This window comes from Providencia alcalifaciens (assembly GCF_915403165.1).
GTDB lineage: Bacteria > Pseudomonadota > Gammaproteobacteria > Enterobacterales > Enterobacteriaceae > Providencia > Providencia alcalifaciens_C.
In genome coordinates this window covers 274,327-295,483 of the sequence record NZ_OU659204.1, presented here as the reverse complement: position 1 = coordinate 295,483, position 21,157 = coordinate 274,327, and the positions used below count along the sequence as shown (strand labels likewise).

The following is a 21,157-nucleotide window of genomic DNA, read 5'->3' as shown; positions in this document are numbered from 1 at the left end:
TAATTAGGTTTATCTATGAAAATAAATAAAATATGCCTTAGCCTATTTTTATCTCTAGGCTATATTGCGACGTCTTCGGCAGAAACGGATACCTATTTTGATCCTGAATTTCTTGAGCTACCGAATAAAGAATCCGTGGACTTAGAACAGTTTGAGCGTAATGAACAATTACCGGGGCAATACTATGTGGATATCTACATTAATAAGAGCTTGATTGGCTCAAAAAGTGTTAGCTTTTCCACCAATAAAAATAATGAACTGGAGCCTTGCTTAACGCTCTCTGACCTGAAAGATGTTGGGGTTAAAATCGGGGAATACCCTGAGCTGCAAATCGCGGGTAACCAATGCATTAATTTATCTGCTATCCCTGATGCCAAAAGTGAGTTTGAGTTTGGTTCTCAGCGCCTGTATTTGAGCATTCCGCAGATTGCATTGAACATGAACCCGCGCGGTTATGTGGATCTCGCGGCGATCGACGATGGGATCACCGCGCTGTTACTCAATTACAGTTATAACGGCTCGCGCAATACCGATCGTAAAAACGATAAAAACAGCAGCAATTCCAACTATGTGAACTTGCGCCCGGGACTGAATATCGGTCCGTGGCGTCTGCGCAACTACACGACGTGGCAAAGTAGTGATGGGCAACGCAATAAATGGGACACGGTATATACCTATTTAAGCCGTAATATCAATGCGATAAAAAGTCAGCTGATCCTTGGGGACAGCTCATCACCGTCCGATATTTTTGACAGTGTACCGTTTCGTGGGGTGCAGCTTTCCACTGACGATGATATGAACCCAGAAAGCTTGCGTGGATATGCGCCAGTGGTACGGGGTATTGCGCGCAGTAATGCGCAGATCACCATTCGTCAAAACGGTTACACCATTTACCAAACCGATGTGGCAGCGGGTCCGTTTGAAATCAACGATCTCTACCCTACAGGGGGTAGTGGTGATTTACACGTCACGATTAAAGAAGCCAACGGTAGTGAACAGTACCAAATTATCCCCTTTGCTTCTTTGCCTGTTTTGCAACGGGAAGGCTATCTCTCCTATAGCGTGACGGGCGGGCAATACCGCAGTTATGACAGCAGCGTAGATAAAAAAACCTTTGCGCAATTTGCACTAACTTACGGACTACCTTGGGGGGTGACTCTGTTTGGCGGAAGCCAAGTCAGTGACAAATATCAGGCTTACTCCATCGGCTCAGGGCAAAACTTAGGGCGATTTGGTGCATTATCTATCGATGTCACCCACGCCAGTTCGACCCTCAGTAACAGTGAAAAAGAGAGCGGACAATCCTACCGCTTTCGCTATAACAAAAACCTGAATGATATCGGCACTAACATCGCTTTAGCGGGCTATCGTTATTCCACTAAAGGGTTTTATAGCTTGTCGGAAGTGTTTGATGGCTATCGAAAAGAAGCATTTACCGCCTTGCATGAGCGCCGCCGTAACCGCGGAGAAATTACCCTTAGCCAAAGTTTAGGTGACGGCTGGGGCTCCTTGTCGGTAGGTTTTGTGAGCGAAGATTACTGGAATAGCGATCGCAAAACCCAGTCTACAACCATTGGCTATAACAATAGCTGGAACGACATTAGCTATGGTGTGAATTATAGCTATAACAAAAACACCAACCCAAATAACTACGATGGCCGCAATAAAGACGATGACCACCAGTTTGCCTTTACGGTTAGCGTGCCATTTAGCCTGTTTGATAGCACTTTTTATTACAACCTTAATGGCACGAACAGCAGTAGCAATGGCTCCTCGGGCAGCATGGGGGTTTCGGCAACGTAACTGGATAATCGCTTGAACTGGGGTGCTCAGCAAAACTTCCCAACCCGCGATTCTGGGGCTTCCGGTAACTTAAATGCCAGCTACCGTGGGCAATATGGGGAAGTTTCCGGTGGCACGGGTTACAGCACCAATAATTACAACCTGTATTACGGTGCCAGCGGCAGTGTGGTCGCTCATTCTGGAGGGGTAGTTCTCGGTCAGCAACTGGGTGAAACCGCAGCATTGGTGGAAATCCCCGATGCCGCTAATGTCCCGATTCTGAACCAAACAGGTATCCAAACCAACGGGCAAGGCTATGCGTTGGTGCCGTATGTCACTGCATATCGCAGCAATGGTATCCAAATTGATACCAGTAAATTGCCGGATGATACCGAAATGGAGTTAACCACTCAGAATGTGGCACCAAGCCGTGGGGCAATTGCCAAAGCTAGCTTTAATGCCAATGTAGGCTATCGTGCCATCATGACCTTGCATTTTAAAGATGGCAAACCGGTACCATTCGGGGCGCAGGCAATTTTCCCAAGCAATAATCAGCTCAATGCGATGGTAGGTAATGACGGAGAAATTTATCTGTCAGGAATGCCGGAAAGTGGTTCATTTACGATTCAATATAACGATAAGCAACAATGCCAAGTGAATTATAACTTGGCGGGATTACCGAATTATATTGGTTTATATAAAATGGAGGCGGTATGCCAGTAATGAAAATCATCACATTATTAACCTCGACTATTATTTTACTTTTCGGCATAGGCAAAGCTAATGCTGCTTATAACTGTTATTCAGGCCAGCCTATTAGAGAAGCTTTTATAGAGGGTAACCATATTATTACTATCCCATTTGATAGTACCTTTACAGGGAATCTAGAAACAATTAGTTCAAACTCTAATGTTCCATTAAGTTTCTTCGTAAATAATGGAGGTCAAGATTTTAATGCCCAGTGTAAAGGTTTAGCGTCTAGAAACCCCAATATTGGGACACTCTATATGCAAACTGCTTATGCTAATGGGTATGCATCTCAAGCTCCTTTTGCAACTAACATCTTAGGGATTTCTCAGTATGTTAGATTTCCATCAATTGCTTGCCCTACTTGCGAATCCTCCAAATATTTTCCATATGTAGCCTGGATTGCTGATTCAAGTGCGTTTGGCATTGAGCATGGAAGTCCTGCTAAATTTACGCTTACTCTTGTAAAAACAGGCCCTGTAACTAAGTCTGGATATATTAATAGTGGCATGATCGCGACAAAATCTAATCGTAATGCAGCTGCAGGTGCTACCTTCTATCGGAATGCAACTTTATCAATTAGACCAAACTCTATTTATATCAATGTACTGAATTGCTCTTTAAAACAAGACACCTACGATATTAAATTAGGTGATTGGTATGATACCCAATTTAAAAATATTGGAGATACGAGTAGCAATATAGATATACCAATTACTTTATCCTGCGCTGCAGGGACGAATATTAAAGTCAATGTCACATCCGATGCTATCGATAATGCATCGACAGGTAAGCTAAGTTTAACTGGCTCCAATAAAGCCACAGGCATTGCTGTACAATTATTAAATAATGCCAGTAACCCTATAGCCTTAAATACCCAGTGGACACAGCAAGATAATGTACCTGAAGGAGATTATATTTTTGGCTGGAAAGCCCGTTATATTAAGACATCAAATACAGTCACTCCCGGCACAGCAAATGCCAGTGCAACCGTCAATATTCGTTATGAATAAAGGTCATATAATGAGAAAAAATATTTTGCTATTTTTATTCCTAAGCTCCACAGGAATGCCTTTATTATCTTATTCCGCAAGCGTAGTTAAACTAAACTTTACCGGTAATATTAAATCAGCAACCTGTAATTTATCTGCTGGAAATAATATTGATGTTGACCTTACGAATATAGGTTTAGATTCCTTTATTCATGCACAAGGTGCCTCACCTTGGAAAACGTTTAATATTGAATTAAAAGATTGCTCCGCATATATCAATAATGTGAAATTAACCTTCACAGGTTCAGGGGATAACGCGGATATCAACAGTCTGTATAAAAATAGCGGCACCGCCACCAATATTGCCATTCAACTGCAAAGTGGCGATGGCACAACGCCGCTCGGTAATACTAAAGAATTAACCGTTCCCACCAATGGGCAATCTTTGGTGAGTGTTCCTCTACGTACACGGGCATTATCCTCACTCGGTAATGGTACCGCAGGCACCTTATCCGCCAATATTACTGCCACCATTACTTATCTATAGGAGCGAATAATGAAAATATTTTTATTCAGTGTATTGGGATTATTAGCGCTACCTGTAATGGCAGAAACCGTCAATATTAAGGTGCATGGCAATGTGATTACCATGCCCTGCAAAGTAGAAAATGCCAGTTATAACGTGGAGCTCGGTAAGATAAATCGTTGGAATTATCGTAACCCAGCCCAAAGCCCGTGGGTGGATTTTTCTATTAAACTGGTTGATTGCCCTGTGACAACAAAAAATGCCAAATTCAGCATTAATGGAACACCCGATACCATCGACAATAACTATTTTGTGAATACAGGGAGCTCCACTGGCAGCTTGCTGCATCTCGCGAAAACGAGTAATAAAGCCACGATTAAAAATGGCAGCACGGTAGATATTACAATCAATAGCACCACTAAAAGTGCAGAAATTCCACTATCTGCAAGAATGGTAAGTTTACAGCCTATGTTTACTGCTGGAGATTTTAAAAGCCATTTAGAGTTTTCAGTTATATATCCTTAATAAAGGAATATGATATTCATATGGTTATCCGTTAAAGATAATCTGAATACAATGCTCTTATTATGAAAAGCATTATTAATAGGATAAAAATAGCATTCTCTAATTGAAATTTTAATTATTAACCTCCATATAAAATGGATAACTTTAATTGATGTGATTTAAGTCAAGATATCAATATAAATAACTGATAAACATATCTTTGAGGTAATAAAATTCATTTGCTATCTGTTAGTTTATTTAACATATCGCAAATAATAAAAAGAGGTGAATTGATGGAAAATAGCTATCCAGTCTCCGCTGTTATTGGATATAAAATACGAAAATTACGTAAAGAAAAAGGGCTATCCCTACTCACTGTAGCTCAGTCGATTGGAATTAGTGAACAGCAACAGCTACGTTATGAGCGTGGGAATAATCGAATATCGATTGATCGGCTCAAACAATATGCTATTTATTTCAATACGAGTATTAATGACTTCTTTTTATTTAATGAGAATGAAAGGGAAAAAATAAAGCAAAGTCTTAAAACATCTCAAAATATATAGTATTTCTACTTAATCAATATTGGTCATTATAATGAAAAAGAACACCTCCAAAATTGTTGGAGCTCGCATTCGCTCATTCAGAAAAGAGCGAAATATGAGCATTCAACAGTTAAGCAAATTATTGGGCATTAGCCAACAACACCATTCCCGCCATGAACTGGGCGATATGCGTATTCACGTTGATACCTTATATTCCATCGCTGAAATTTTAGACGTCGATATTAAAGAATTAGTCTGTGATGGTACTGAACAAGAAGATGGTTTTAATTATTTCTGTAAGGCTGATCGCAGCCTTCGCTATCAGGCCGAATCGTTGATTTCACCAGAGCAAGATTTTTCACTGTTTAAATAATGCTTAATTTACCTACCGGTATCTTTTTTATCATTGATACTGGCAGGTATCCTCCCAAGATTTCTCTCCGGCCAAAATTAGCAAAAAAATAATTAATGACAGACTTATACCATTATATTTTTAGAGTAAAAAATCCTCACATGCACTTATTTCGACTATTAATTTAAGAATGAATAGATTTACTCTCTTTTTTAGATGGTACGTATTTGATATGATTTTAAAAAAACAAAACCTATTTCGAACTTTAAATTTAAATAATCTCCATATGAGAGATGACTTATAGTTTAAAATTGCAGAATAATTATTTTTAGTTTTATATCGTTATTTTACCTTATGACCTCACCACCCAAAACAACAAAATATAAAATTTCAAAACATTTAATCTTTAAATTAACGCATATTGAGTTAATTTAACAATTACTTACTTTAAATTTATAATTTAATTATATTTATCTAAATTCACCCCACCTTGTTTATTTGTAAAAATAGTCACAAAATACTCTCGATTTGTGTAAGCATGCAAATCAATATATTTCCCCAATAATATCGAATTTAGGTTCGGAGAGTAAAAATGAAAAATCAGGTTATTGCATCTTTAATTGCAACCAGCACCTTATTAATTTCTGCCCATAGTTTTGCAAAAGATGGCGATATTAATTTTACCGGTGAAATTACAGATAACGCATGCCAATTAGCGACAGGCTCTGATGCTATTCAAGTTAATTTAGGTAAAGTATCTAAGAATTCATTATCAAATACAGGAAGTACAACAGCAGCAACCAAATTTTCTATTCAATTAGAAAAATGCCCAGCTGCAGTTACCTCGGCAACGGTAAAATTCGATGGTGTCTCTTATGCGGGTAATAGCAGTGTTCTGCAATTAACCAATGCAGGTACATCGGGCATAGCAGAGGGCGTTGGTATCCAAATTCAAGACGCAAAAGGAATTACCGTTCCTTTATATACGGCATCCAACCAATATGCACTTAAAGAAACGGTTGTAAATAATTTAGATTTTACTGCACGTTATATTGCAATGACTGATGCTGTCGGTGCTGGTTTAGCAAACTCAACGGCAACATTCACAATTAATTATAACTAATTTCAATTTAAGGTTTATACGGATATAAGCCTTAGTGATTTATTTTTGCTATAACTCAGTGGTGGCTATATGAAATCAATAACCGTTTTTTTTATCTTCTTTTTCACACTTATCAATACCGCCAATGCAGGTGTTATTATTGGTGGTACCCGCGTAATTTATCCTGAAGGGAAAAAAGACGTGAGCATTAGTGTGGAAAATCCAGATAATGTTCCTTATCTAATTCAGTCATGGATTGAAAATGCCAATGAAGGCAAGCAAACGGACTTTACTATTACGCCACCACTTTTTCGCTTAAACCAAGAAAAAACCAATACTCTACGTATTTTTTTAACTCAAAACACATTACCTAAAGATAGGGAATCCCTATTTTGGCTAAATATAAAAACAATTCCTGCAACAGAAAAGAAATCTGAAAATTCATTAAAAATTGCTTTTAAAACACAGATGAAATTAATTTATCGTCCTAAATTAATAAGCAAAGTAGACTTTGCGGAAGAGCAAAAAAAATTAACATGGTCAAAAGATAGTAAATCTATCACCGTTAAAAACCCGACACCCTACTATATGAATTTTCAAAGTGTCAGCTTTAATGGCAAGAAAGTAGATGACATTTCGTATGTCGCCCCATTTTCAAGCAAGTCCTTCACCATTAATAGCCCTGAATTACACGGTACTATTAATTGGGAAGTGATTAATGATTATGGCTCAGCCAATGATTCAGCTGAAGCAAAAATATAATCTTAATGACAATTAGGTTTATCTATGAAAATAAATAAAATATGCCTTAGCCTATTTGTCGCCTTAGGCTATATTGCAACGACCCCAGCGGAACCAGAAATCTATTTTGACCCGGAGTTCCTTGAGCTTCCCAATAAAGAATCGGTGAACTTAGAGCAGTTTGAGCGTAATGAACAATTACCGGGGCAATATTATGTGGATATCTACATTAATAAGAGCTTGATTGGCGCAAAAAGTGTCAGCTTTTCTACCAATAAAAGTAATGAACTAGAACCTTGCTTAACCCTCTCAGATCTAAAAGATGTGGGGGTCAAAGTGGGTGACTACCCTGAATTACATATGTCAACGAGCCAATGTATTAACTTATCTGCGATCCCTGACGCGAAAAGTGAGTTTGAATTTGGCTCTCAGCGCCTCTATTTAAGCATTCCGCAGATTGCGTTAAACATGAACCCGCGTGGTTATGTGGATCTGGCTGCAATCGATAATGGTGTGAATGCCCTGTTACTTAATTACAGTTATAACGGCTCTCGTAATACTGACCGTAAAAACGATAAAAACAGCAGCAATGCCAACTACGTGAACTTACGTCCGGGGCTCAATATCGGTCCTTGGCGTCTGCGTAACTACACCACGTGGCAAAGCAGTGACGGACAGCGTAATAAATGGGATACGGTCTATACCTATTTAAGCCGCAATATCAATTCGATAAAAAGCCAGTTATTCCTTGGGGATAGCACTTCGCCATCGGATATTTTTGATAGTGTGCCATTTCGTGGGGTGCAACTGGCGACCGATGATGATATGAACCCAGAGAGCTTACGTGGATATGCGCCAGTGGTACGCGGTATCGCCCGCAGTAATGCACAGATCACCATTCGCCAAAACGGTTACACCATTTACCAAACAGATGTGGCAGCAGGCCCGTTTGAAATTAACGACCTCTACCCCACTGGCGGTAGCGGGGATCTGCACGTCACCATCAAAGAAGCCAATGGTAGCGAGCAATATCAAATTATTCCGTATGCCTCTTTACCGGTTTTACAACGTGAAGGCTATGTTTCCTATAGTGTAACAGGTGGGCAATACCGCAGTTATGACAGCAGCGTAGATAAAAAACCATTCACCCAATTCACCTTGATCTATGGCTTGCCATGGGGGCTCACCGCCTTTGGAGGTAGCCAACTGAGTGATAAATACCAAGCCTATTCTGTGGGAGCGGGGCAAAACTTAGGGCGCTTTGGGGCATTGTCTGTGGATGTCACCCACGCCAATTCCACCTTAAATAATGGCACCACCGAAAGTGGGCAATCCTACCGTTTTCGCTATAACAAAAACCTGAATGATATTGGTACCAACATCGCCCTCGCAGGATATCGCTACTCTACGCAAGGCTTCTACAGCTTATCGGAAGTCTTTGATGGATACCGTAAAAATGGAATTGACCCACTGTATGAGCGCCGCCGTAATCGTGGTGAAATTACGCTCAGCCAAAGTTTAGGTGACCGATGGGGTTCGTTGTCAGTGGGCTTTGTGAGTGAAGATTATTGGAACAGCGATCGTAAAACGCAATCTACGACCATTGGCTATAACAATAGCTGGAACAATATCAGTTATGGGCTGAACTATAACTACAATAAAAACACCAACCCGAGCCAGAACAACAGCGGGCGCAATAAGGATGATGATCACCAATTTGCCTTTACCGTGAGCGTGCCATTTAGTGTGTTTGATAGCACCTTCTATTACAACCTCAACGCTACAAACAGTAGTAGCAATGGGTCTTCGGGCAGCATGGGAATTTCGGCAACGCAATTGGATAACCGCTTAAATTGGAGTGTTCAGCAGAATTTTTCAACACGAAATTCAGGAACTTCCGGTAACTTAAATGCCAGCTACCGTGGGCAGTATGGGGAAGTTTCAGGTGGTACGGGTTACAGCACCAACAATTACAACCTGTATTACGGTGCCAGCGGTAGTGTAGTCGCCCATTCCAAAGGGATAGTTCTCGGTCAGCAACTGGGTGAAACAGCCGCTTTGGTGGAAATTCCCGATGCGCCTAATGTCCCGATACTGAACCAAACGGGTATCCAAACCAACGGGCAAGGCTATGCATTAGTGCCTTACGTCACCGCGTATCGCAGTAATGGGATTCAAATTGATACCAGCAAACTACCAAGTGATACCGAAATGGAGTTAACCACCCAAAATGTGGCACCCAGCCGTGGAGCGATTGCCAAAGCCAGCTTTAATGCCAATGTGGGCTATCGCGCCATCATGATTTTGCATTTCAAAGATGGCAAACCGGTGCCATTTGGGGCACAGGCAATTTTCCCCAATAATAATCAGCTCAATGCCTTGGTAGGCAATGACGGTGAAATTTACCTGTCGGGAATGCCTGAAAGTGGTTCATTTACCATTCAATATAACGATAAACAGCAGTGCCAAGTGAGTTATAACTTGGCAGGCTTACCGAATTATATTGGCTTATATAAAGCGACTGCCGTTTGCCAATAATAAAGGAAGTAAAATGAAAAAATTAATAATTAAATCCATATTAATACTAGGATATTTATATTCAGGATATCTGAGTGCCGCATGTATTCAAAATTCAAGCTTTAGCAATATTCAAATCGGTGTTCCTCCAAGAACCTACAACATACAATATGATGACTTAGGGCAACGAGATCTTGAAACAATATCCATTAGATATTTAAATGGCGCTAATACATATGCCAACCAAGATGGTGAATGTGGTACTTCATACCTAAAAGGTAATTATATGAATGGTTGGGCACCAAACTCAGCCCAAATAGCGCCTAGCAATATTTCAGGAATAGGTCTTGTGGTTACCACCGCCGCAATTGGTAATTTTAATGCGACTTTTGGTCCAGGTACTCCTGGCAAAATGCCTTGGCAAATATTTGATACGGTATGGTTTATAACTATAAAGAAAACAGGCCAAGTCACATCAACAGGCTCCATACGCTCTGGTGCGATTGCACAATTAACTCAAACTAATACAACACCAAGTGGCACTTGGTATTTAACAACATTAAATATGCCAGCTAACACAATAAAAATTAATGTTCTTAGCTGTTCATTAAAAAATAATCAAAACACATACAATATTAATATGGGAGATTGGTATGACACTCAATTTAAAAATATTAATGATACACAAGGTATGGTTAATATTCCTATTGCTTTAAGTTGCCTCTCTGGCTCCAATATTAAAGTTACCGTAACCTCAGATACGATCGATAATGCGGCAAATGGCCGATTAGGTTTAACTGGTGCAAATAAGGCGACTGGAGTTGCAATTCAATTATTAAATAATGCCGGAACGCCTATTGTGTTAAATCAAGAATTTACTCAGCAAGGTGGTGTGACCCAAACAGATTATATTTTTGGTTGGAAAGCCCGTTATATTAAAACTGCAGCAGCAATTACACCGGGTACAGCCAATGCCAATGCTACTGTTAATATTCGCTATGAATAGAGGTTTAAAATGAAAAAATTACTGCTTACCTTACTATTCTTAAATATCTCGATAACGGCTTATGCGGCAGATACTGTGTATTTAAAATTTACGGGAAATATAAAAGCAGCAACCTGTAATTTATCAACGGGTAATAATTTAGATGTCGATTTGACCACAATTCCGCTAGATACCTTTTATAGTGGGACGAAAGCCTCGGATTGGAAACCTTTTACCATTGAATTAAAAGATTGCTCCTCATTTATTAATAACGTAAAGCTCTCTTTTACTGGTACCGCCGATAATGCCGATGTCGCAAGCCTGTATAAAAATAGTGGCACAGCGACCAATATTGCCATTCAATTGCAAAGCGGCGATGGAGCAACACCGCTGGGTAATGCCAAGGTGCTAACGGTTCCCACCAACGGGAAGCCCTTAGTGAGTGTACCCCTACGCACACGGGCATTTTCTTCCCTCGGTAATGGTACAGCAGGCACCTTATCAGCCAATATTACAGCCACTATCACTTATTTATAAGAGACTGATTATGAAAAAAATTTTATTCATTTTTCTGGGATTATTGGCTCTACCAGTGATGGCTCAAAGCGTCAATATCTACGTGCATGGCAATGTGGTAGTTATGCCCTGCAAAATTGAGAATACCAGTTATAACGTGGCATTAGGTAAGATAAATCGCTGGAATTATCGTAACCCAGCCCAAAGCCCATGGGTCGATTTCTCTATCAAACTCATTGATTGTCCCGTATCAACTAAAAGTGCCAAATTCAGTGTTAGTGGAACGCCAGATAGTACTGATAATAACTATTTTGTGAATACAGGCAGTTCTACTGGCAGCCTGCTTCATTTGGCACAAAAAAACAATAAAGCCACTCTAAAAAATGGCAGTACTGTAGATATTATTATCAATAGCGCCACAAAAAGTGCCGAAATTCCATTATCTGCGAGAATGGTTACTCTTCAAACAATGTTTACACCAGGAGATTTTCAAAGTCATTTAGAATTTACATTAATATATCTATAAAGTGAGATTCGAATTAGGGGATGAAAAAAGGAGTTAACAATGCCTAAATATTATACTATCTCCCGAATTATTGGTGGGAAAATTACCTATTATAGAAAAATGAGTGGTATGTCACTCTATGATATAGCCAAAATAATCAATGTTAGTGAACAGCAACAATCTCGCTATGAACGTGGAATTAATCGCATTAATTTGGATCGCCTTAATCAGTATGCTGAAATATTTAGAGTCGATTTAATCGATTTTTTTAATATTAGTGAGCAGGAAATAAACAACATGAAAAAAGACCCTATTTAAATAATCAAATAATGATAACCAAAATATCAGTAAACCACAAAATATTTAGAAAAATAGACTTTATTTATTAGTCTAATACTCTAGTTTCATGTACGAATTAGTGCTAGGTTGTTATCTACATTGATATTATCCTATTTTTTCAACCATTTAAATTAAGGTTTATTTATTTTAGTTTATAAATTTACTCACCAGAAGGCTCAATATGAATAAAAACTATCCCATATCTACAATGGTTGGTAGTAAAATTATTTATTATCGAAAAATGAACGGAGTTACATTAAAGGAACTTGCTAACACTATAGGTGTTAGTGAACAACAACAATCACGCTACGAAAGGGGGATAAATAGAATTAATTTAGATAGATTAGGCCAATATGCGAATTATTTTAATATTGATATTCAATCCTTATTAGACATCAATCATAAATAATTCTTTCGATACATTTTATATATCTAAATATAACCTATAAGTAACTCTCATAATAAATATATCTAGGAGTTAAAGATATGGAGAAAATAATATCAAAATCTGTCGGTCTAAAAATAAGAGCGCTGAGAGATATTCATGGAATGAGTGGTAAAAAGCTCAGTGAGCTAATGGGGATCAGTCAGCAGCACTTATCACGCTATGAAAATGGTGAAGTCAATATACATGTAGATACACTTTACCAATTCTCATTGATTTTCTCAGTAGACCCAATTTATTTTTTTACTGAATTTAACAAGACTAATGATAAGCAAGATAGACAAGACGGCAAGAAAAGTTACTATGCCGCCGAATCAATAGTTTTCTAATTACCGATTACACATATTTTATCCAATTTCACAATCGGTGCTTCAGGATTTAAGCACCGATTTATCGCTCTATAAATGCCCTCTACTTTTAGACTCTTCAAGTAACCATTGCTGGAAAATCGCCATAGCTGGCGTCATCGGCTTGGATTTCAAACGGCTTAGCCAATAACCGCCGAGGGTCACGGAAATATCAAACGGCTGCACCAAATCCCCTGCACTTAACTCCCGTTCAAACATACAACTTGGAGCAATGGCGACACCGTTCATGAGTAAAGCGGCTTCCACCATTAAACGAGAAGAGTCAAAAACAGGTCCTTTCACACGCCACGGTTCCACATTCGCTGCTAAAAACCATTTTTCCCATTCATCCTTTCGATAAGAACGCATCAAAGGAAATCTTTGTAGATCATTTGGATGCTTAACTTTATGGGCTACCTTTTCGGCACAAAGCACTGTATGCGGTGCAGAAAACAGCGGGGTATTTTCCACTAATGGCCAAAGCCCTTCCCCAAAACGGATCGCAAAATCAACCCCTTCCCCAGCTAAGTTCACCACGTTATTGTGGGTCATAATACGCAAATCAATATAGGGGTAGAGATCGGAAAAACGCGATAAACGCGGTAATAGCCAGCCCGCTGCAAAGGTTCCTACCACGGAAACATTCAGGACTTCATGATAATGACCATCTTCGAATTGCTGCAATAATGATTCAATTTGGTCGAAAGATCGGCTAACGACAGGCAATAATGCCAGCCCTTCATCGGTTAGCGCCAATCCTCTTGGCAAACGAATAAATAGCTCTAAGCCTAATTGTTCTTCCAGCGCGCGAACTTGCTGGCTTACCGCTGCCTGAGTGACGTTTAACTCCATACCTGCTCGAGTAAAGCTTAGATGGCGCGCAGATGCCTCAAAAGCTCTGAGTGCATTGAGGGGTAAACGGTAGCGAGCATTTTCAGCCATAAGATTTTCTTTTACCTCATCGAATTTTATATCGTTTTAACTCATGCCCAAAAAGCCGCATACTCCGATACCAGAATCATTCACCCTTTGGTATGTGACCAATTTTACTTGTCACTCATCATAACTAAAACTTTTATTTAAATGGACATCTGTATGAAAAATCTTTTTCGTCGCGGACGGCTGCTTGTCGCCCTGAGTTTGGCATTTACCTCATTATCTAGCGCAGCATTAACGCAATCGGATGTGGACAGCATTATTAAGCCGTTGATGAAGCAGCAACAAATTCCGGGAATGTCCGTTGCCATTTCAGTGGATGGCGAACACTTCATTTATCATTATGGCGTACAGTCCAAACAAACTCAGGTGCCAGTAAGCAACAATACGCTGTATGAAATTGGTTCTTTATCAAAAACTTTTACGGCTACGCTTGCCGCCTATGCTCAAGGGCAAGGTAAGTTAGATTTTGCGCAAACCGTCAGCCATTATTTACCTGAATTAAAAAACAGCGTATTTGATAAAGTGACCGTGATGAATTTAGCCACTCACACTTCTGGCTTATCCCTATTTGTGCCGGATGCAGTGACTAACCGTGCGGAGCTCATCCATTATTATCAGCAGTGGTCCCCTGTAAAACCTATCGGTGAATACCGTTCTTACTCCAATCTTGGTGTAGGTTTATTAGGCATGGTCACGGCTAAGCAGCTTAATCAGTCATTCCCAGATGCGATGGAAAAGATGATGTTACCGGCTTTGGGCATGAAGCATACCTATTTACAGGTACCGCACAATCAGCAAAAAAATTATGCTCAAGGGTATAACAAGCAGCATCAGCCTGTGCGTGTGACGCCGCAAATTTTAGATAATGAAGCGTATGGTTTGAAGTCTAATGCGAAGGATTTGATCCACTTTTTAGATATTAATCTGCAAGTGGCCGACGTGGCAAAACCGTGGCAAGAGGCGGTGGAAGATACACATGCTGGCGTATATATGACGGATTCGTTTGTGCAAGATTTGATGTGGGAAAGTTACCCGTGGCCGGTTTCACTCGCCCAGTTACAACAAGGTAACCGTGATGATATGGCGCTTAAACCGCAAAAAGTGGATGCCATTCAGCCACCAATGCCACCAGAATCCCGCGCACTGTATAACAAAACTGGCTCCACCGGCGGATTCGCCACTTACGCGGTATTTATTCCCGAAGAAAAAATCGCCGTCGTTCTGCTCTCCAACCAATGGTACCCAATCCCGGAGCGCATCAACACCGCCTACCAGCTGATCGAAAAAGTGAAGCACTAGCCCTGCGGAATATGCAGAGTGTGGGATGTGGGATGTGGAGTGTTTTAGATAACTATCTAATAAACATCCAATGTTCTAAATAGTTCGCGCTAGAGCAAGGCGGCAAAATTCGGATATCTCGGGGAGCATACAAAAGTATGTGACCCGAGTAGCCGAATAAAGCCAACGCAGCTATCGCACGAAATATAAAGAAAATTTAATACTCAAAATAGTTCGTGTTGTAGCTAGGCGGCAAGAGAAGCTAAGCCCTAGGAGCATACACAAGTATGTGACTAGGGTTAGCGAACGTAGCCAACAACGCTACAGCACGAAATATGAAGAGTATTCAGATGACGCGGGAGAATTGGCGCTGCCTCATCTGACTTCTAAGATAAACATCAAAACACATACACACATTGCGGATCAGCAAACGCCCTTGAGGCGTCACTTTAATTCCCTTCTCACTGACTTCCACCAGCCCATCTTCTGCCATTGGTTTGAGCAGTTCTAGGTCTTCTTTGAAGTAGCTTTTGAAATCGATTGGGTAGAGCGCTTCAATTTGGGCAAAGCTCAATTGGAAGTTACAGATCAACGTTTTGATTACATCGCGGCGTAGGCAGTCGTCATCTGTTAGCACTAATCCACGCCATAGAGCATGGCCTTTTTCTTCCACTTGCGCGTAGTAGGTTTTTAAATCTTTCTGATTTTGGGCATAGTTATCGCCGAGCATGCTAATCGCCGATACCCCTAATCCTAATAAATCACAATCCCCTTGGGTGGTATAGCCTTGGAAATTACGATGTAAAATCCCTTCTCGCTGCGCCACTGCCAGTTCATCTTCTGGGCGAGCAAAATGATCCATACCAATAAATTGATAACCGCCGGATGTTAGCGTTGCGATAGTATCTTGCAGGATATCCAGCTTTTGCTCCGCCGTTGGTAGGTCTTCATCTTTGATTTTACGCTGCGCTGCAAATAAATTCGGCAAATGAGCGTAGTTGAAAACGCTTAGACGATCAGGTGCTAGCTCCGCCACTTTTTTCAACGTAAACGCGAAGCTTTCGGGGGTCTGTTTTGGCAAACCGTAAATTAGGTCGATACTGGTTGAAGTGAAGCCAGTCTCTTTGGCACGTTTAATGAGCGCAAAAATAAACTCTTCATCTTGCTCGCGGTTAACCAGAACTTGCACTTCTTTATTAAAATCTTGAACACCCATGCTTAGACGGTTAAAGCCTTCGCTGCGCAGATGGTCAATCATGTCGAGTTCTATTTCACGGGGATCTACCTCGATGGACATCTCGGCATCTGGTGCAAAATGAAAATGTTTTTTCAGCAAGCCAACTAAATGGCTCACTTGTGCCTTGTCTAGATACGTTGGTGTACCGCCGCCCCAGTGCATTTGAGTCACTGTGCGGTTTTTAAGTAACGCAGCACGCTGGATAATTTCTTTTTCAATGACTTGTAAATACTCATCCGCTTTATGTTTTTGGCGAGTGACCAGCTTATTGCAGCCGCAGAAATAGCACAGTTTATGGCAAAACGGGATATGGACGTACAGAGACAAAGGGCGGTCAGGATAACGTTGGGTTGCCTCAACAAAAGCCTGTTCGTTGTAGTCTTGATTGAACTCTAAGGCTGTTGGATAAGAGGTATAACGTGGGCCTGAATAGTTATATTTCTGGATGAGAGAGAGATCCCAAACAATATTTTGCTCTGACATTGATATTCCTTAATTGACCACAAGCTCGAAAGCATCACTGTTAATTATATCTCTTTAGATTATTTTTTAGCTATTTATGTAAAGAGTCTATACCGCAAAGATTATAGCGATGTTAGGAAAAACAGATCTGATGCAACATCAAAGAAAAGGAAGGTAGGCGAGAAATTAAGCAGCATTCCTCCCGCCTGCCGCGGGAGGAACAAATAGAGAGGCAATTATTTACTTTTTAAGATGCGCATAATGTCATCAAATTTCTCTTCTTCCTCTTCATCACCCTCTTCTTCAGCATATTCAATGCCAAGAGTGTTCATCAGCTCATCAATACGGTCTAAGCATGTTTCAACATATTTTTGCTCTTGCGCCGTAATCGTTTCACCTTCTTCCAAGCGCGCTAATAACGCATCTAAACGATCGTCACTTTCCAACATTTCCAGTTCTTTTTCTGGGGTCAGTTTTTCTTTAGCAACTGGCTTCTCTTTCACAACTGGACGTGCTGTTGGCTTGTTATCTTCCACAATTAATGGAATGGGTTTTTTACTGCCAATACGTGGGTCAGCCTGAACATTTTGTCCATTTTTTTGACCATTTGAAGACTCGTCTTGATTACGGCTACCAGACTTATGCCCGCGATGTTTTTTCTCGCGCTTACGCTCACGACCTTCCGCGTTAATTTCTTCTTTCGTCTTACGGTATTTTTTCTTTGGATTGCTGGTCGGTTTTTTTGGTGAATTCATGGTTTGCTACCTTGATAAAATCAGTTTCTGCTGCGGAATCTAGCAGGATCCTTTTAGCGGTGAAAGCACTACTTTGCAATTGTAGGTGAATTTTATCTCACTTTGCATTCGCAGCAATACTTTAATGATTATACCTTAAATAATTTGAGTTGCATGCAAGCAACAAAAGGGAAGCTCGTTGAAGGGTCTTGTACTAAAAATAGAGAGTCACCTTGAGCAATATTCTAAATAATTCAAGTTGCTTATGTTGTCCAATGCTCTAAATAGCTGTATCGCCAGAAAACAGAAAACCATCTTGAGTAATATTCTAAATAATTCAAGTTGCCTAAGCATTCCAATGCTCTAAATAGTTTGTGCTGTAGCAAGGCGGCAAGAGTTGCTAATCCCTAGGAGCATACATAAGTATGTGACTAGGGTTAGCAACCGAAGCCAACGCTGCTACAGTGCAAAATATGACGAGCATTCGAGCATATTAGGCGTCGACGAGAACCATTTTTAACAAGAACATCGCTGCTACAAGGATCACACACAGACCCAGATCACGCCAGCGCCCTGTACCAATCTTCATCGCACAGTACGCGATAAAGCCTAGCGCAATACCTTCTGTAATCGAGAAACTAAATGGCATCATTACCGCAGTTATAAACGCTGGAACGGATTCCGTTAAGTCATCCCATTTCACACGCGTTAAGCTTGAAGTCATCAGAACGCCAACATAAATCAGCGCACCTGCGGTTGCATAGGCTGGAACCATTCCTGCCAGCGGAGAGATAAACATAGTCAGCAGGAATAACACACCGACGACAATCGCGGTTAAGCCCGTACGGCCGCCTACGGATACCCCTGAAGAACTTTCGATATACGCTGTTACGGACGAAGTCCCCATTGCAGAACCGGCTACCGAACTTAAGCTATCTACATACAGCGCTTGCTTCATGCGAGGGAAAGTCCCGCGCTCGTTGGTAATACCTGCTTTGTCTGTTACCCCAATCATGGTGCCTGAGGAGTCAAACAGGTTCACCAACATAAAGGCAAAGATAACCCCAGAAAGTGCGAGATCCAGTGAACCAGCAAAGTCCACTTGTCCAACAACACTGCTAATGCTTGGTGGCATTGAGAAAATGCCCGTATATTTCACATCACCCAGTGCTAAGCCAATCAGCGTAGTCACGGCGATAGACACCAATACTGCCGCATGGATATTACGCGCCGCTAAAATGGCAATAATGAAAAAGCCTAATGCCCCTAGCCACACATTATGGTGAGTTAGGTTACCAATCGACACTAAGGTATCTGGGTTTGCAACGATAATACCGGAGTTTTTCAGTCCCATCATGGCGATAAACAGACCGATACCGCTGGTGATCCCCACTCGTAAACTCAGGGGAATATTGGCGATGATCCAGTAACGAATACGGAATAACGTCAGAATAAATAATCCAACTGCGCCCCAGAATACAGCGCCCATAGCGACTTGCCATGAATAGCCCATCGCCCCAACAACCACAAAGGCAAAGAAGGCGTTTAGCCCCATCGCAGGTGCAACGGCAATAGGTAAGTTAGCCAGTAAGCCCATTAAAATACTGCCGAGGGCGGCGATTAAACAGGTGGTTACGAATACCGCTTTGATATCCATACCAGCTACAGACAAAATTTGTGGGTTAACAAAAACGATATATACCATCGTCAGGAAGGTGGTGAACCCTGCAACGACCTCTGTTCTTGCGGTGGTACCGTGTTCTTGTAATTTAAACACACGCTGAAACAGACCCTGCGATTGCGAGGAGCCAGATGATTGATTAGTCATTAAAATGCGCCTTGTCGAAATGTCATGCCCTAGATTGCCAATGGATGCGTGGTGGGCACGAAAAAAAGTTTTTTTCGGCTCATGGTACAACTAAACGATGCAAAAGAAAACGATTGCGTCATTTTAAATAAGTCGCATTTCCTAACTGACTGATACTGTAAATGAATATCGAGGGAGACATGGCGGTTGTCACACCGCCATTGGGGCTTTCGCCGCCTTTGTGCGATTAAGAAAGCGCAATCAGCTTTTGACGTCGCCAAAACAGCCAACCGCGTTTTGCTGAACGGCTGCGCGCTGCACTTTTATCACTGAGTTTTTTCGCCACTTGATTGGCAATAATTTCGACTGACAGGCACATCACAAAGTAGATAAATGCCACAAACAGGAATACTTCCAGCGGGTAGATCATTTCACGGTTATTCACCTGTGTTGCTAGGAATGACAGCTCCGCCACCCCTACAATATACGCCAGGGAGGTATCTTTAATTAACGCAACCCATTGGTTAATAAAGGAAGGTACCATCATGCGTAAAGCTTGAGGTAACACCACATTCCACAGCACTTGCCAGCGGTTAAATCCGAGAGAAAGCCCGGCGTTCCATTGCCCTTGGCTGATAGCTAAAATTCCTGCTTTCACGCCGTGGGCTAAATAGGCTGAGGTGATCAGCGCTAATGCACACACCACTGCCGTCACGCCCGGAATTTCCGTTCCGAAGACAATAGGCAATAGAAAGTAAGTCCAAAAAATCAACATGATAACGGGAATCGCGCGGAAAAAGCCTAAAACGGCGGCAAATAGATTCACCCAGAAGCCACGTAGCATCGCCAGCGCAATACCGCCCAATGTGCCGAGGACAATAGACGCGGCACCAGCCAATATGCTCATAATTAGCGTTAGAGCGGCTCCTTCCAGTGGTCCATCAGGGTAAGCCCCAAATAGCAAATATTGCCAGTTATCTGTAATGACTGAAAAATCCATCTTATACCCCCTGAGCCAACTGACGCTGTTGTCGCCATTGACCCCAGCCTTCCATAAAGGCGATGATTGCGATGTACAGTACCGTTGCTAAACCAAATGCAGCAAATGTTTGTAATGATTGGCTATCTACTTGACGTGATACATAAGAGAGCTCTGCCACCCCGATCGCCATCGTTAATGACGAGTTTTTGACGACGTTCATGTATTGCCCTAACAGCGGCGGTAACGCGATTTTTACGGCTTGCGGTAAAATCACTAAGCGCATGGACTGCCATGAGGTAAGCCCCAAAGCGAGAGCCGCTTGTTTCTGTCCTTGCCGCACTCCTCGGATACCCGAGCGCACTTCTTCCGCAATGAAAGGCACGGTGTATAACGTTAAACCGACAAATCCGGCTAAAAATTCAAAGGACGGCCAACCCAATGTAACCCCTAAAATTTCAATTTCATGGGGAGTATTCAGCCATTCCATGGCTGATTGAGGGAGAATTTCTCCCGAGGCGAAGTACCAAAAAAACAGTTGCACTAGTAGCGGTGTATTACGGAAAATCGAAATATAAACGGTCACAAACCAGCGTAGCGGCGCGATTTGGCTGTCTCTTGCCGAGGCGGCAATAAACCCTAATAGCGTGGCAGCGATGATCGTACAAATCGAGATCCAGACTGTGAGCAAAAAACCATAGCCAAACCACTCAAGGTATTGTGGTGCTAGTAAATGCGCAGACCAGAAGTCACCGCTGAAAAATTTGTCGAACATA

At 41.3% G+C, this 21,157-nt stretch carries 21 protein-coding genes and 1 pseudogene; 16 read left to right on the top strand and 6 right to left on the bottom strand.

From position 1 onward, the window contains the following. Nucleotides 1-15 precede the first annotated feature (15 nt). The 15 genes and pseudogenes from LDO73_RS01300 to LDO73_RS01230 all read left to right on the top strand — a co-directional run bounded on the left by LDO73_RS01300 (nt 16) and on the right by LDO73_RS01230 (nt 12,927). Nucleotides 16-2,505, top strand: a pseudogene (locus tag LDO73_RS01300) (fimbria/pilus outer membrane usher protein). Next, nucleotides 2,496-3,542 (top strand): fimbrial protein, encoded by a 1,047-nt coding sequence (locus LDO73_RS01295; protein WP_224059848.1) that lies wholly within the window; start codon nt 2,496-2,498, stop codon nt 3,540-3,542. Before LDO73_RS01300 ends, LDO73_RS01295 begins: the two are co-directional and overlap by 10 nt. Nucleotides 3,543-3,552: 10 nt before the next feature. Continuing rightward, nucleotides 3,553-4,068 (top strand): fimbrial protein, encoded by a 516-nt coding sequence (locus tag LDO73_RS01290; protein WP_224059847.1) that lies wholly within the window; start codon nt 3,553-3,555, stop codon nt 4,066-4,068. 9 nt (nt 4,069-4,077) lie between these two features. Continuing rightward, on the top strand, nt 4,078-4,572 hold the full coding sequence (locus LDO73_RS01285) for a fimbrial protein (RefSeq protein WP_224059846.1): 495 nt from the start codon (nt 4,078-4,080) through the stop codon (nt 4,570-4,572). Nucleotides 4,573-4,844: 272 nt separating this feature from the next. Continuing rightward, nucleotides 4,845-5,117, top strand: a complete 273-nt coding sequence (locus LDO73_RS01280; protein ID WP_224059845.1) for a helix-turn-helix domain-containing protein — start codon at nt 4,845-4,847, stop codon at nt 5,115-5,117. Between the two features lie 94 nt (nt 5,118-5,211). Next, nucleotides 5,212-5,469 (top strand): helix-turn-helix domain-containing protein, encoded by a 258-nt coding sequence (locus LDO73_RS01275; protein WP_263422580.1) that lies wholly within the window; start codon nt 5,212-5,214, stop codon nt 5,467-5,469. A 571-nt stretch (nt 5,470-6,040) separates the two neighbouring features. Further along, the gene (locus LDO73_RS01270; protein ID WP_112835949.1) at nt 6,041-6,571 is read left to right on the top strand and encodes a fimbrial protein; all 531 of its coding nucleotides are present in this window, start codon (nt 6,041-6,043) and stop codon (nt 6,569-6,571) included. Between the two features lie 69 nt (nt 6,572-6,640). Then, a complete protein-coding gene (locus LDO73_RS01265; RefSeq protein WP_224059843.1) occupies nt 6,641-7,312 on the top strand; it encodes a fimbrial biogenesis chaperone in 672 nt (223 codons plus the stop codon). 24 nt (nt 7,313-7,336) lie between these two features. Further along, the gene (locus LDO73_RS01260) at nt 7,337-9,829 is read left to right on the top strand and encodes a fimbria/pilus outer membrane usher protein (RefSeq protein WP_224059842.1); all 2,493 of its coding nucleotides are present in this window, start codon (nt 7,337-7,339) and stop codon (nt 9,827-9,829) included. Between the two features lie 13 nt (nt 9,830-9,842). Next, complete coding sequence (locus tag LDO73_RS01255; RefSeq protein WP_224059841.1) at nt 9,843-10,814, top strand: fimbrial protein; 972 nt, start codon at nt 9,843-9,845, stop codon at nt 10,812-10,814. Nucleotides 10,815-10,823: 9 nt separating this feature from the next. Then, nucleotides 10,824-11,330 carry a fimbrial protein gene (locus LDO73_RS01250; RefSeq protein WP_224059840.1) on the top strand — a complete coding sequence of 169 codons (507 nt, stop codon included), beginning with the start codon at nt 10,824-10,826 and terminating at the stop codon, nt 11,328-11,330. Nucleotides 11,331-11,340: 10 nt separating this feature from the next. Further along, the gene (locus LDO73_RS01245; RefSeq protein WP_224059839.1) at nt 11,341-11,835 is read left to right on the top strand and encodes a fimbrial protein; all 495 of its coding nucleotides are present in this window, start codon (nt 11,341-11,343) and stop codon (nt 11,833-11,835) included. A 39-nt stretch (nt 11,836-11,874) separates the two neighbouring features. Next, nucleotides 11,875-12,132, top strand: coding sequence for a helix-turn-helix domain-containing protein (locus LDO73_RS01240; RefSeq protein ID WP_224059838.1), 258 nt, complete (start codon nt 11,875-11,877; stop codon nt 12,130-12,132). 202 nt (nt 12,133-12,334) lie between these two features. Beyond that, nucleotides 12,335-12,562 (top strand): helix-turn-helix domain-containing protein, encoded by a 228-nt coding sequence (locus tag LDO73_RS01235; RefSeq protein ID WP_112835936.1) that lies wholly within the window; start codon nt 12,335-12,337, stop codon nt 12,560-12,562. 77 nt (nt 12,563-12,639) lie between these two features. Beyond that, on the top strand, nt 12,640-12,927 hold the full coding sequence (locus LDO73_RS01230) for a helix-turn-helix domain-containing protein (RefSeq protein WP_224059837.1): 288 nt from the start codon (nt 12,640-12,642) through the stop codon (nt 12,925-12,927). Nucleotides 12,928-12,996: 69 nt separating this feature from the next. Here LDO73_RS01230 and LDO73_RS01225 read toward each other — a convergent pair whose 3' ends face one another. Beyond that, nucleotides 12,997-13,887 (bottom strand): LysR family transcriptional regulator, encoded by an 891-nt coding sequence (locus tag LDO73_RS01225; RefSeq protein WP_224059836.1) that lies wholly within the window; start codon nt 13,885-13,887, stop codon nt 12,997-12,999. Between the two features lie 153 nt (nt 13,888-14,040). Between LDO73_RS01225 and ampC the strand changes: the two genes are divergently transcribed. Then, complete coding sequence (gene ampC, locus LDO73_RS01220; RefSeq protein WP_224059835.1) at nt 14,041-15,183, top strand: class C beta-lactamase; 1,143 nt, start codon at nt 14,041-14,043, stop codon at nt 15,181-15,183. A 325-nt stretch (nt 15,184-15,508) separates the two neighbouring features. Here the strand turns inward: ampC and hemN are convergent, their stop codons facing one another. From hemN to LDO73_RS01195, 5 genes are all read right to left on the bottom strand, one after another. Beyond that, on the bottom strand, nt 15,509-16,882 hold the full coding sequence (gene hemN / locus LDO73_RS01215) for an oxygen-independent coproporphyrinogen III oxidase (RefSeq protein WP_224059834.1): 1,374 nt from the start codon (nt 16,880-16,882) through the stop codon (nt 15,509-15,511). Between the two features lie 215 nt (nt 16,883-17,097). Continuing rightward, nucleotides 17,098-17,616 (bottom strand): Der GTPase-activating protein YihI, encoded by a 519-nt coding sequence (gene yihI, locus LDO73_RS01210; protein WP_224059833.1) that lies wholly within the window; start codon nt 17,614-17,616, stop codon nt 17,098-17,100. A 472-nt stretch (nt 17,617-18,088) separates the two neighbouring features. Further along, nucleotides 18,089-19,423, bottom strand: a complete 1,335-nt coding sequence (locus tag LDO73_RS01205) for an NCS2 family permease (protein ID WP_224059832.1) — start codon at nt 19,421-19,423, stop codon at nt 18,089-18,091. Nucleotides 19,424-19,649: 226 nt separating this feature from the next. Further along, nucleotides 19,650-20,402, bottom strand: coding sequence for an amino acid ABC transporter permease (locus tag LDO73_RS01200; protein ID WP_224059831.1), 753 nt, complete (start codon nt 20,400-20,402; stop codon nt 19,650-19,652). A 1-nt stretch (nt 20,403) separates the two neighbouring features. Then, nucleotides 20,404-21,156: an amino acid ABC transporter permease gene (locus tag LDO73_RS01195; protein WP_224059830.1), complete on the bottom strand. Its 753-nt coding sequence runs from the start codon at nt 21,154-21,156 to the stop codon at nt 20,404-20,406. Nucleotide 21,157: the final 1 nt, after the last annotated feature.

Bases quoted from the DNA above. Each gene is read 5' to 3' on its own strand.
- ampC (WP_224059835.1), top strand. From the start codon at position 14,041: ATGAAAAATCTTTTTCGTCGCGGACGGCTGCTTGTCGCCCTGAGTTTG.
- LDO73_RS01265 (WP_224059843.1), top strand. From the start codon at position 6,641: ATGAAATCAATAACCGTTTTTTTTATCTTCTTTTTCACACTTATCAAT.
- LDO73_RS01205 (WP_224059832.1), bottom strand. From the start codon at position 19,423: ATGACTAATCAATCATCTGGCTCCTCGCAATCGCAGGGTCTGTTTCAG.
- LDO73_RS01290 (WP_224059847.1), top strand. From the start codon at position 3,553: ATGAGAAAAAATATTTTGCTATTTTTATTCCTAAGCTCCACAGGAATG.
- yihI (WP_224059833.1), bottom strand. From the start codon at position 17,616: ATGAATTCACCAAAAAAACCGACCAGCAATCCAAAGAAAAAATACCGT.
- LDO73_RS01245 (WP_224059839.1), top strand. From the start codon at position 11,341: ATGAAAAAAATTTTATTCATTTTTCTGGGATTATTGGCTCTACCAGTG.
- LDO73_RS01250 (WP_224059840.1), top strand. From the start codon at position 10,824: ATGAAAAAATTACTGCTTACCTTACTATTCTTAAATATCTCGATAACG.
- LDO73_RS01255 (WP_224059841.1), top strand. From the start codon at position 9,843: ATGAAAAAATTAATAATTAAATCCATATTAATACTAGGATATTTATAT.
- LDO73_RS01195 (WP_224059830.1), bottom strand. From the start codon at position 21,156: ATGTTCGACAAATTTTTCAGCGGTGACTTCTGGTCTGCGCATTTACTA.
- LDO73_RS01285 (WP_224059846.1), top strand. From the start codon at position 4,078: ATGAAAATATTTTTATTCAGTGTATTGGGATTATTAGCGCTACCTGTA.
- LDO73_RS01235 (WP_112835936.1), top strand. From the start codon at position 12,335: ATGAATAAAAACTATCCCATATCTACAATGGTTGGTAGTAAAATTATT.
- LDO73_RS01275 (WP_263422580.1), top strand. From the start codon at position 5,212: ATGAGCATTCAACAGTTAAGCAAATTATTGGGCATTAGCCAACAACAC.
- hemN (WP_224059834.1), bottom strand. From the start codon at position 16,882: ATGTCAGAGCAAAATATTGTTTGGGATCTCTCTCTCATCCAGAAATAT.
- LDO73_RS01295 (WP_224059848.1), top strand. From the start codon at position 2,496: ATGCCAGTAATGAAAATCATCACATTATTAACCTCGACTATTATTTTA.
- LDO73_RS01230 (WP_224059837.1), top strand. From the start codon at position 12,640: ATGGAGAAAATAATATCAAAATCTGTCGGTCTAAAAATAAGAGCGCTG.
- LDO73_RS01280 (WP_224059845.1), top strand. From the start codon at position 4,845: ATGGAAAATAGCTATCCAGTCTCCGCTGTTATTGGATATAAAATACGA.
- LDO73_RS01200 (WP_224059831.1), bottom strand. From the start codon at position 20,402: ATGGATTTTTCAGTCATTACAGATAACTGGCAATATTTGCTATTTGGG.
- LDO73_RS01240 (WP_224059838.1), top strand. From the start codon at position 11,875: ATGCCTAAATATTATACTATCTCCCGAATTATTGGTGGGAAAATTACC.
- LDO73_RS01260 (WP_224059842.1), top strand. From the start codon at position 7,337: ATGAAAATAAATAAAATATGCCTTAGCCTATTTGTCGCCTTAGGCTAT.
- LDO73_RS01270 (WP_112835949.1), top strand. From the start codon at position 6,041: ATGAAAAATCAGGTTATTGCATCTTTAATTGCAACCAGCACCTTATTA.
- LDO73_RS01225 (WP_224059836.1), bottom strand. From the start codon at position 13,887: ATGGCTGAAAATGCTCGCTACCGTTTACCCCTCAATGCACTCAGAGCT.